The sequence below is a fragment of the Klebsiella sp. GB_Kp056 genome (assembly GCF_040064755.1).
Taxonomy (GTDB): domain Bacteria; phylum Pseudomonadota; class Gammaproteobacteria; order Enterobacterales; family Enterobacteriaceae; genus Klebsiella; species Klebsiella quasipneumoniae.
The window spans coordinates 84,171-95,259 of the sequence record NZ_JBEAJA010000042.1 but is presented as its reverse complement, the minus strand read 5'-3'; the positions used below and the strand labels follow the sequence as shown (position 1 = coordinate 95,259).

Annotated in this window: 11 protein-coding genes and 1 pseudogene; 7 read left to right on the top strand and 5 right to left on the bottom strand. The window is 56.8% G+C overall.

Going from position 1 to position 11,089, the window contains the following annotated elements:
- From ABLV52_RS09990 to ABLV52_RS09980, 3 genes and pseudogenes are all read right to left on the bottom strand, one after another.
- Positions 1 to 673 (bottom strand): annotated as a pseudogene (locus ABLV52_RS09990) (peptidylprolyl isomerase); the annotation flags it as partial.
- Positions 670 to 1,080 carry a hypothetical protein gene (locus ABLV52_RS09985; RefSeq protein WP_023292003.1) on the bottom strand — a complete coding sequence of 137 codons (411 nt, stop codon included), beginning with the start codon at positions 1,078 to 1,080 and terminating at the stop codon, positions 670 to 672. The pseudogene ABLV52_RS09990 and the gene ABLV52_RS09985, both read right to left, overlap by 4 nt.
- 245 nt (positions 1,081 to 1,325) lie before the next feature.
- Positions 1,326 to 1,673 carry a YacC family pilotin-like protein gene (locus ABLV52_RS09980; RefSeq protein WP_004204381.1) on the bottom strand — a complete coding sequence of 116 codons (348 nt, stop codon included), beginning with the start codon at positions 1,671 to 1,673 and terminating at the stop codon, positions 1,326 to 1,328.
- Positions 1,674 to 1,818: 145 nt separating this feature from the next.
- On the opposite strand from ABLV52_RS09980, the gene cueO reads away from it, so the two are divergent.
- Entirely contained in the window at positions 1,819 to 3,420 is a 1,602-nt protein-coding gene (gene cueO, locus ABLV52_RS09975; protein WP_023292004.1) for a multicopper oxidase CueO, read from the top strand.
- A 74-nt stretch (positions 3,421 to 3,494) separates the two neighbouring features.
- On the opposite strand, the gene ABLV52_RS09970 is transcribed toward cueO, so the two are convergent.
- Entirely contained in the window at positions 3,495 to 5,885 is a 2,391-nt protein-coding gene (locus tag ABLV52_RS09970; RefSeq protein ID WP_348890329.1) for a glucose/quinate/shikimate family membrane-bound PQQ-dependent dehydrogenase, read from the bottom strand.
- 79 nt (positions 5,886 to 5,964) lie between these two features.
- Here ABLV52_RS09970 and ABLV52_RS09965 point away from each other — a divergent pair, with 79 nt between their 5' ends.
- A complete protein-coding gene (locus ABLV52_RS09965; protein ID WP_032426021.1) occupies positions 5,965 to 6,084 on the top strand; it encodes a hypothetical protein in 120 nt (39 codons plus the stop codon).
- Positions 6,085 to 6,088: 4 nt separating this feature from the next.
- A complete protein-coding gene (gene hpt / locus ABLV52_RS09960) occupies positions 6,089 to 6,625 on the top strand; it encodes a hypoxanthine phosphoribosyltransferase (protein WP_023292006.1) in 537 nt (178 codons plus the stop codon).
- Between the two features lie 48 nt (positions 6,626 to 6,673).
- Here the strand turns inward: hpt and can are convergent, their stop codons facing one another.
- Entirely contained in the window at positions 6,674 to 7,336 is a 663-nt protein-coding gene (can, locus tag ABLV52_RS09955) for a carbonate dehydratase (protein WP_004204385.1), read from the bottom strand.
- A gap of 178 nt (positions 7,337 to 7,514) precedes the next feature.
- Here can and ABLV52_RS09950 point away from each other — a divergent pair, with 178 nt between their 5' ends.
- From ABLV52_RS09950 to ABLV52_RS09935, 4 genes are all read left to right on the top strand, one after another.
- Entirely contained in the window at positions 7,515 to 8,441 is a 927-nt protein-coding gene (locus ABLV52_RS09950; RefSeq protein WP_004204387.1) for an ABC transporter ATP-binding protein, read from the top strand.
- Positions 8,438 to 9,208 carry an ABC transporter permease gene (locus tag ABLV52_RS09945; RefSeq protein WP_004204389.1) on the top strand — a complete coding sequence of 257 codons (771 nt, stop codon included), beginning with the start codon at positions 8,438 to 8,440 and terminating at the stop codon, positions 9,206 to 9,208. Before ABLV52_RS09950 ends, ABLV52_RS09945 begins: the two co-directional genes overlap by 4 nt.
- Positions 9,209 to 9,330: 122 nt before the next feature.
- On the top strand, positions 9,331 to 9,771 hold the full coding sequence (locus ABLV52_RS09940) for a PTS sugar transporter subunit IIA (RefSeq protein WP_023292007.1): 441 nt from the start codon (positions 9,331 to 9,333) through the stop codon (positions 9,769 to 9,771).
- 58 nt (positions 9,772 to 9,829) lie between these two features.
- A complete protein-coding gene (locus ABLV52_RS09935) occupies positions 9,830 to 11,083 on the top strand; it encodes a polysaccharide deacetylase family protein (RefSeq protein WP_023292008.1) in 1,254 nt (417 codons plus the stop codon).
- Positions 11,084 to 11,089: the final 6 nt, after the last annotated feature.

Genomic DNA, 11,089 nt, shown 5'->3' with positions numbered 1-11,089 from the left:
CCAGCCGGTTGACCAACGGCTGTTTGTCGGCGTTAAGGGCTTTGACCTGGTCGAGGGCGGTCTGCTGCGCCTTCTCTGCCGCGGCGAGCCGGTTAGCCAGCGTCTGCTTATCTGTATTCAGAGCGGTGAGGCTGGCGCTGAGCCGTTTATTTTCAGCTGCGGCTTGCTGAAGCTGTGACGTTAATTGTTGGATCTGCTTCAGCGCGGCGGCCTGACTTTGCTGCAGAGTCGTATTCTGGACTGCGCCTTCTTTTTTGATTAACGCCTCATTTTTCGCGGTGGCGGCGGTTAAGGCGATCTGTAATTCTTTTATTTTGTTATTTAAGGCCGCATGCTCATTCGCGATGGAGGTTTCTGTGGCCGGAGTGTTAGCTAGCTGTTTTTTTAATTGCTGAATAGTTTTATTTTTTTGCTCAATCGTCGCCTGCTGGCTGACGATTCTTTTTTGTAATTGTGCGGTATTGGGCGTCTTTTTTTTATTATCCGCAGGTTGACGATCGCCTGACGTTTGCTTTGCGGTTGCAGCATCGCTTTTTTCATGCGCCTGGGTTTGCTGCTGGGCGTAGTCAAGAAACGCCGGCGCGGCGCCGGCGAAGAAAGGTGTTGAAAGCGCCAGCGCCGCGACGAGCATCAGCAGGGGCGCGTTGAGGATCAGCGTGGCGGCTCTGTTCATGGCTGCTTGCTTTCACCCCGCTGTACCAGGCTATCGATTAGCGTTTTCTGAATATCGGCGCACAATTTGATGGATTTAAACTGATACATGGAGTCAATGCCAAGCCGGGTGGGATCCGCCACTTTCTCGCGCACGCTGTTATATTGTGACGCCGCACGCACTAAGGCATTGAAGTCATTGCTGAGTTTGGTTGCCTGCTGTGGGTTAACCTCTTTTAGCGAGTCCAGCGCCTGTCGGCAGGATTCAATGCGCGCTTGTTCGCTGGCCGCTCGCTCCTGCTCTGCTTGCTGCTGCGACGTTAGCGGGGTGGTGAGCGGTTTTACCTGCTGGCGAGGGGCGGTATTGCTACAGCCGGCTAATAACATAGCGGCAAGTGGAATAATACGAAGAGTCAGCGAGATATTCACAATTTCAGTCCATGAAGTAGATATATTTTCAACGGATTCTAAAAGGCTGCTTTTTATTTTGCAATATATCGTTAGGGATATTTTATTGTTTTTATCTGCCAGGGCTGTTAGTACGGGTTTAATTTATTTATTGGCTTGATGTATTGCGAGGTAGATAAAGTTTATTTTGTATAAAATAATAATGGTAAATATTAAAGGCGGGTGAGTCGGGGAAAAGCGCGGCGCGTTGCCGCCCGCGCGGGAAATTATTTGACGTAAGCCAGCAGGCTAAGTGAATCGCGGGCCAGCGCTTTACATTTTTTCGCCGTCGGAAGGTTGATGCCGCTGAGATCGCGATAGCTGTCTTCGCCAAGCGCTTTCATGTTGTAGCTGTCGTAGTTGCTCAGGTCCCATTGGTTCTGCTGGGCAAAGAACACCAGGGCGCGACGGATCTGCGTGTTGGGCAGGTTCTGGTAGCCACAGTCGTTTTTCAGAAACACAAAAACCGCGGTTAAATCAGCCATGTCTTCCGCTTCTGATTCGCTGAGCGCGTAGCTGTTGGCGGAGAGAGTAAGCAGGCTGCCGAGTACCATTGTTCTGAAAAGCGTCTTCATTTTTTCTACCGTTAGATCACCGACGCTTCAAATTAGCATACTTCTTTACACAGCGCCGATCTTTATTCTTACTCTTCTGCTTGACCTTCCTGTTACGGTAGGGTTTAAGCTCAAATATTCGCCCGCAGAATAAAAGGATGTGAATATGCAACGTCGAGACTTCCTCAAACTGACCGCCGCGGTCAGCATGGCCAGCGCGTTACCGCTTTGGAGCCGTGCGGTCTTTGCGGCCAGTCGCCCGGCCCTGCCGGTACCGCCGCTGTTGACGGCTGATGCGCGCAACCGTATCGCGCTGACCATCCAGGCGGGCAAAACGCAGTTTGGCGCTTTGAACGCCACCACCTGGGGGTATAACGGCTCGCTACTGGGTCCCGCGCTGCAGCTGACGCAGGGGAAGGCTATCACGGTGGACATTACCAACCAGCTGGCAGAGGAGACGACGCTGCACTGGCATGGTCTGGAGGTACCGGGCGAGGTCGACGGAGGACCGCAGGGGGTCATCGCCCCGGGCGCCACTCGGACGGTGAGCTTCACCCCAACGCAGCGGGCGGCCACCTGCTGGTTTCACCCGCATCAGCACGGGACCACCGGTCGGCAGGTGGCGATGGGGCTGGCGGGGCTGGTGCTGATCGAGGATGAAGAGAGCGGACGCCTGCTGTTGCCGAAGCAGTGGGGAATCGATGATGTACCGGTGATTGTGCAGGACAAGAAGTTTACCGCCGCTGGCGAAATTGATTATCAGCTGGATGTGATGAGCGCTGCCGTCGGCTGGTTTGGCGATACGCTGCTGACCAATGGCGCTCTCTATCCTGAACATGCCGCCCCGCGCGGCTGGCTACGTCTGCGCTTGCTGAACGGCTGTAATGCCCGTTCCCTCAATTTTGCGACCAGCGATAAGCGCCCGCTGTACGTGGTGGCCAGCGACGGCGGTCTGCTGGCAGAGCCGGTGAAGGTCAATGAGTTGCCGGTCTTGATGGGGGAGCGTTTTGAGGTGCTGGTGGACACCAGCGACGGCAAACCTTTTGATCTGGTGACCCTGCCGGTGGGTCAGATGGGCATGGCCATTGCGCCTTTTGATAAACCACAGCCGGTACTGCGCGTCCAGCCGCTGGTCATTCCTGCCTCCGGCAAGCTGCTGGATACCCTGGCCGCTATGCCGGCGCTACCTTCTCTGACGGGGCTGACGCAGCGCCAGCTCCAGCTGTCGATGGATCCGATGCTCGACAGGATGGGCATGCAGGCGCTGATGGAGAAATATGGCGATCAGGCGATGGCAGGGATGGATCACGGCATGATGGGGCACGGCGGGATGGGCGACATGGGGAATATGCACCACGGCGACATGAGCAACATGAACCACGGGTCCGGCATGGATCATGGCATGTCGTCGGGCAAGGGATTTGATTTCCATAACGCCAACCGTATCAACGGCAAAGCCTTCGACATGAATGTGCCGATGTTCGCCGCCGCCAGAGGCCAGTATGAGCGCTGGGTGATTTCGGGTAAGGGCGACATGATGCTGCATCCGTTCCATATCCACGGCACCCAGTTCCGCATCCTGAGCGAAAACGGCAAGCCGCCAGCGGCGCATCGTCGCGGCTGGAAAGACACCGTGCGTGTGGAAGGGGACGTGAGTGAAGTATTAGTGAAGTTTGATCATCCGGCGCCGAAGGAGTTTGCCTATATGGCCCACTGCCACCTGCTGGAACATGAAGACACCGGGATGATGTTGGGGTTCACGGTTTAGGGCGGTATAGCCCAGGCGCGTGGGAGAGGGGATAAAGACAAAAAAAACGGCAACTTTCGTTGCCGTTTTGCGTTTTATTTCGCCTCATCCGGGAGCGCATAGGCGACGATATAATCGCCCATTTTGGTACCGAACGAGCCGTGACCGCCGGCAGAGATGACAACATACTGTTTGCCATTCACTTCGTAGGTCATCGGGGTGGCCTGACCGCCGGCTGGCAGACGGGCTTCCCACAGCTTCTCACCGTTGCTCATATTGTACGCGCGCAGGTAGTTATCCGCGGTCGCGCCGATGAACAGAACGTTGCCCGCCGTGGAGATCGGACCGCCCAGCATCGGCATACCCATGGTGAATGGGAGTTTAACCGGCATCGGGAACGGCAGGCTGTCCTGCGGGGTACCGATACGTTTTTTCCATACCACTTCGTTAGTTTTCAGATCCAGCGCGGAGATATAGCCCCAGGCCGGCTGTTTGCACGGCAGACCGAACGGTGACAGGAACGGGTTCAGGGTGACGCCGTACGGGACGCCGTACTGCGGCTGCACGCCGGACTCGGTGCCTGAGCCTTTCGCATCTTTCGGCGGCTCCATTGGGTTGCCCGGGCCGCGTGGGATCAGTTTAGAGACGAACGGCAGCGCCATCGGATTGGCGATAGCCACCTGACGGTTCGGATCGACGGAGATACCGCCCCATTCAAACATCCCCAGGTTACCCGGGAAGACGAGGGTGCCCTGCTCAGATGGCGGGGTGAAGATACCCTCATAGCGCATCTGATGGAAAATCACGCGGCACACCAGCTGGTCGAACATGGTGGCGCCCCACATGTCCGCCCCGGTCAGATCTTTCTTCGGACGGAAGCTCAGATCGGAGAACGGCTGGGTTTTGGCCACATAATCGCCTTTGGCGGCGCCCTGCGGAACCGGTTTTTCCGGGGCCGGGACCACCAGCTCGCCGTTACGGCGATCCAGCACGAAGATGTTGCCGGTTTTCGCCGGAGCATAGACGACCGGCACGGTTTTGCCGTTGACTTCAATGTCAGCCAGCGTCGGCTGGGAAGGCATGTCCATATCCCACAGGTCGTGGTGGACGGTCTGGTAGCTCCAGGCCAGCTTACCGGTGGTGGCGTTCAGCGCGACAATCGAGCTGGCATAGCGCTCTTGCTCCGGCGTGCGGTTACCGCCCCAGATATCCGGAGTGGTCACGCCCATCGGCAGATAGACCAGATCCAGTTTGGCGTCGTAGGCGGCAGGCGCCCAGGAGTTGGGTGAGTTGAGCGTGAAGTGATGCTCATCGCTTGGGATGGCGTTCGGATCTTTCGCGCCCGGATCGAAGGCCCACAGCAGTTTACCGGTATTCACATCAAAGCCGCGGATCACGCCTGACGGCTCGCGGGTAGAGAAGTTATCGGTAACTGCGCCGGCAATCACGATGGTCTTATCGGTGATAATCGGCGGGGAAGTGGGTTCATACATGCCCGGCGTGGTCACCGGCATGTTGGTCTGCAGGTTGAGAATACCTTTGTTGGCAAAGGTTTCGCACAGCTTACCGTTGTCGGCGTTCACTGCGAACAGGCGACCATCGTTCACCGGCAGGATAATGCGGCGCGGACAGTCGGCGACGACGTCGGCAGGGGCGTTATCCGCTTTCGCTTCGTGATACGAGACACCGCGGCAGGTGACGTGCTGGAACGACGGGTCGGCGTTCAGCTGCGGGTCAAAATGCCACTTCTCTTTACCGGAGGCGGCGTCAAGCGCGAACAGACGCTGGTGGGCGGTACACAGGAAGAGCGTGTCGCCGACTTTAATCGGCGTCACTTCGTTAGTGATTTCACCCGGATCGTTCGGCTGTTTCAGGTCGCCGGTGCGGAACACCCAGGCTTCCTTCAGGTTCTTCACGTTGTCGGCGTTAATCTGCTTCAGCGGGGAGAAGCGCTGGCCTTCCTGGTTGCGGCCATAGGCCGGCCAGTCGCCGTCGGCAACGTTGGAGATCGGCGCCGCCGGGGTGGCGTCGGCGCTCAGAGTGCCGTTGATCTCCTGCGGGTCGTTAAAACCAGCCCAGGTCAGCATGCCGCCGCTGATCAGCAAGGCGACGACCAGCGCGCCTACGGCGCCAGCGGAAGGCACCGGCAGACGACGCCAGACAAAGGGCAGGATCAGCCAGATACCAAAGAAGACGAGGATGTCGCTACGCGGCGTCAGCGCCCAGAAGTCGAAGCCGACTTCCCAGACGCCCCAGATCATGGTCGCCAGCAGCAGCGCGGCGTACAGCCACAGCGCAGCGCGCTTGCCGCGGAACAGCATCACGGTCACGCCCAGCATCACCAGACCGGCGACGGGGTAGTACCAGGAGCCGCCAAGCATGACCAGCCATGCTCCGCCGATTAAAAGATAGAGGCCGCAGAACGCTGCAAATAGCGCAGTCAGCGTCACCAGGAGCCTTGATTGTTGAGACTTTGTTTCAGCCATAGAAAGTTACTCATGTGTTTGTTAATTTTTTAACTGCAATTAATTATAGGATTTAACAAGTGTGATCGGAATCACAAATATGGCTTTATTAATCCCTGCACCGCAGATTTCTTTTTGCTGGTATACTGGATGGCTTGCCGGTCATCGTCGGGGCGAAAGCAGCGGCTTTGATGATTTATATTTAGAATCAAATGGTTAGTCTTATGAAACATACTGTAGAAGTGATGATCCCGGAATCCGAGATCAAAGCGCGCATCGCGGAACTGGGTCGTCAAATCAACGAACATTATCAGAACAGCGGCAGCGAAATGGTGCTGGTGGGGCTGCTGCGCGGCTCGTTTATGTTCATGGCCGACCTGTGCCGTGAAGTGCAGGTGCCGCATGAAGTCGATTTTATGACCGCCTCGAGCTACGGCAGCGGCATGTCCACCACCCGTGATGTGAAAATCCTCAAAGATCTGGACGAAGACATCCGTGGTAAAGACGTTCTGATCGTGGAAGATATCATCGACTCCGGCAATACCCTGTCTAAAGTGCGTGAGATCCTCAGCTTGCGCGAGCCGAAGTCGCTGGCCATTTGTACGCTGCTGGATAAACCAAGCCGCCGTGAAGTGAATGTTCCGGTTGAGTTCGTCGGTTTCGCCATTCCGGACGAGTTCGTGGTGGGCTACGGTATCGACTACGCTCAGCGTTACCGCCATCTGCCGTATATCGGCAAAGTCACCCTGCTGGACGAGTAAGGGGATATCCCACTCTGGCGCGCGCGCCAGAGTGGCTAAGTCTGAAGGCTATTTGTGGTTGATGTGCTTGATCTTGAGGTTGGAGATCCCGTGGCGATAGCGCTGTTCAAGGGTTTCCCGGCTCACGGCGGTCACATCCAGATCGCGCAGCAGTCCGTCGTGAATGCCATATGCCCAGCCGTGGATGGTCACCTTCTGTCCGCGCTTCCACGCCGATTGCATAATCGTCGAATGTCCCAGGTTGTACACCTGCTCCATTACGTTCAGTTCACAAAGGGTATCCAGACGGCGCTCCTCCGGCATTTCCCCCAGCAGCGAGCTGTGTTTAAACCAGATATCGCGGATATGCAGCAGCCAGTTGTCGATGAGCCCCAGCTCCGGGTTCTCCACCGCCGCCTGTACGCCGCCGCAGCCGTAGTGGCCGCAGATAATAATGTGCTCGACTTCGAGAACATCGACGGCATACTGCACCACCGACAGGCAGTTGAGGTCGGTGTGGATCACCAGATTCGCCACGTTACGATGCACAAACAGTTCGCCTGGCTCCAGGCCGGTGAGTCGCTCAGCGGGTACGCGGCTGTCAGAACAGCCAATCCACAGGAAGCGCGGTTTCTGCGTTTGCGACAGTTTCTCAAAAAAGCCGGGGTCCTCTTCCACCAGCATTTTTGACCATAGTGCATTGTTGCTGATGAGTGTATCTATATCATTCATGGACGTTATCGGCCTGTAACCAAGTAAGTGCGTTGCGCTAATATAGGGTAAGCTCACCTTTTTTAAAACCATCTTAACCCGTGATACTTCCGGCTGCAGATGCGCTGGCCGCGCCACTACAGCGCAAACGTCAGTCAGGCGGGTTAATGACGTGTCATGACACGAGAAGAGATATTTAATGACCATTGCTCTGGAATTAAAACAGCTCAAAAAAACCTACCCCGGCGGGGTTCAGGCGCTGCGGGGAATTGACCTGCAGGTTGAAGCGGGGGATTTCTATGCCCTGCTGGGCCCGAACGGGGCGGGAAAATCCACGACGATCGGCATCATCAGCTCGCTGGTGAACAAAACCTCCGGTCAGGTCAATGTCTTTGGCTACGATCTGGAGAAAGACGTCGTCAACGCCAAGCGCCAGCTTGGCCTGGTGCCGCAGGAGTTTAACTTTAACCCGTTCGAGACCGTGCAGCAGATCGTCGTTAACCAGGCGGGCTACTACGGCGTTGAGCGTAAAGAAGCCATCGCCCGCAGCGAAAAGTACTTAAAACAGCTCGATCTGTGGGAAAAACGCAGCGAACGCGCGCGGATGCTTTCCGGCGGGATGAAGCGCCGCCTGATGATCGCTCGCGCGTTGATGCATGAGCCGAAGCTGCTGATCCTCGACGAGCCGACCGCCGGCGTCGATATTGAACTACGCCGCTCGATGTGGGGCTTCCTCAAGGATCTCAACGATCGCGGAACCACCATAATTCTGACCACTCACTATCTGGAAGAGGCCGAAATGCTGTGCCGCAACATCGGCATCATCCAGCACGGTACGCTGGTGGAAAACACCTCGATGAAAGCGCTGCTGTCGAAGCTGAAATCAGAGACCTTTATTCTCGACCTCGCGCCAAAAAGCCCGGTGCCGAAGCTCGAGGGCTACCAGTATCAGCTGGTCGATACCTCGACGCTGGAAGTGGAGGTCCTGCGCGAGCAGGGGATTAACAGCGTTTTCGCGCAGCTGAGCGCCCAGGGGGTGCAGGTACTGAGTATGCGTAACAAAGCCAACCGTCTGGAAGAGCTGTTTGTCACCCTGGTGCATGAGCGAAAAGGAGAGTCAGCATGATGCAGCTTTATTGGGTCGCGCTGAAAAGCATCTGGACCAAAGAGATCCACCGTTTTATGCGCATCTGGGTGCAGACGCTGGTGCCGCCGGTGATCACCATGACCCTGTACTTCGTGATTTTCGGCAACCTGATCGGGTCGCGCATCGGCGAGATGCATGGCTTTACCTACATGCAGTTTATCGTGCCGGGCCTGATCATGATGGCGGTGATCACCAACGCATACGCCAACGTCGCCTCGTCGTTCTTCAGCGCCAAGTTTCAGCGCAACATTGAGGAGCTGCTGGTGGCGCCAGTGCCGACGCACGTGATTATCGCCGGCTACGTGGGCGGCGGGGTGGCGCGCGGGCTGTGCGTGGGTATCCTGGTGACCGCGGTGTCGCTGTTCTTTGTGCCGTTCCAGGTTCACTCCTGGCTGTTTGTCGCCCTGACGCTGCTCCTTACCGCGGTGCTGTTCTCGCTGGCCGGACTGCTGAACGCGGTGTTTGCCAAGACCTTCGATGACATCAGCCTGATCCCGACCTTTGTGTTGACGCCGCTGACCTATCTCGGCGGGGTGTTCTACTCGCTGACCCTGCTGCCGCCGTTCTGGCAGGGGCTGTCGCATCTGAACCCCATCGTCTACATGATCAGCGGCTTCCGCTTCGGCTTCCTCGGTATCAACGATGTGCCGCTGGTGACCACCTTTGCGGTGCTGGTGGTCTTCATCGTCGCCTTCTATCTCCTCTGCTGGTCGTTAATCCAGCGCGGTCGCGGCCTGCGTAGCTGATACTCATCACGGTTAGCGCTTCCGGACGCCAATACGCGAAGCGCTAACCGCTTATCTTTGACCCCCATCACCGATACGCCATCTTCCCCTTGCTACATTGTTGGCTGGCTAAGGAGGGAAGCATGCTTGGTTGGGTCATTACCTGCCACGATGAGCTGGCGCAGGAGATGCTGGATCGTCTTGAACAAAAATTTGGTCCGCTGGCCCAGTGCCGGGCGGTCAATTACTGGCGCAATCTCAGCAGCAATATGTTGAGCCGGATGATGTGCGATGCGCTGCATGCCACCGACTCCGGAGACGGGGTCATTTTCCTAACCGACAGAACCGGCGCGGCGCCTTATCGGGCCGCGGCGCTGATGAGTCACAAACATACCCACTGCGAAGTGATCTCCGGCGTCAGCTATTCATTACTTGAGCGAATGTATCTGCTGCGGGACACGTTAAGCAGCGAGGCGTTTCGCCAGGCTATCGTCAGCGCGGGCGGGCCGATGGTGAGCAGCCTGTGGCATCAGCAGCAGAAGAACCCCCCGTTCCGGTTGCGTCATGATACCTTTGGAAATTAAGCAGCGGGACAGATGCCGCTTTTGTTACAATAACCGCCGTTGATGGTTTACCGGTTCGATGCGCATGCTTGTCCGATTTTTTACTCTGCTTCTTTTACTGACCTCACTCAGCGCCTCCGCCAGTCTGCTTAGCCAGCAGGGCAAACCTGTGCGCTATATGCAAACCACCGAAGACGCGGTGATCTGGGCGCAGGTGGGGAACCATGTGGTCAGCGTGGGCAATGTGCGTGCCGGGCAGATCCTCGCGGTTGTCCCGACGGCGGCTGATTACTATGAGTTTCGCTTCGGCTTCGGCACCGGGTTTATTGACAAGGGCCATCTGGAGCCAGTGCAGGGGAAGCAGCGGGTGGAGGACCGTCTGGGGGATCTCAATAAGCCGCTGAGTAACCAGAATTTACTCACCTGGAAAGATACACCGCTCTATGACGCTCCCTCAGTGAGCAGCGCGCCGTTCGGCACGCTGGCCAATAATCTGCGCTATCCGATCCTCAGCAAGCTGAAAGACCGCCTCAATCAGACCTGGTTTCAGATCCGCATTGGCGATCGGCTGGCGTGGGTCAGCAGTCTGGATGCGCAGGAGGATAACGGGATCCCCGTGCTGACCTATCACCATATTCTGCGTGACGAAGAGAACACCCGTTTCCGCCATACCTCGACCACCACCTCGGTACGCGCCTTCAATAACCAGATGACCTGGCTGCGGGATCAGGGGTATACCACGCTGACCCTGTATCAGCTGGAAGGCTACGTGCGCAATAAAATTAACCTTCCGGCGCGGGCAGTCGCCATTACCTTCGATGACGGTTTGAAATCGGTAAACCGCTACGCCTATCCGGTGTTGAAACAGTATGGCTTCCACGCCACCGCCTTTATTATCTCTTCGCGCATCAAGCGTCATCCGCAGCAATGGGATCCGAAATCGCTGCAGTTCATGAGCATTTCTGAGCTCAGGCAGATCCAGGACGTCTTTGACATTCAGTCGCATACCCACTTCCTGCACCGGGTGGACGCCGGCCGGCGGCCAATCTTATTCAGCCGCAATTACCATAATATTCTGTTTGATTTTGCCCGTTCGCGCCGGGCGCTGAGCCAGTTTAATCCACATGTGCTCTACCTTTCCTATCCCTTCGGCGGCTATAACGCCACGGCGGTGCAGGCGGCGAATGACGCCGGGTTTCATATGGCGGTGACGACAGTGCGTGGGAAGGTGAAGCCGGGGGACAATCCGTTTCTGCTAAAGCGGTTATATATCTTACGCACGGATTCGCTGGAGACGATGTCGCGGCTGATCAGTAACCAGCCGCAGGGGTAAACTTCG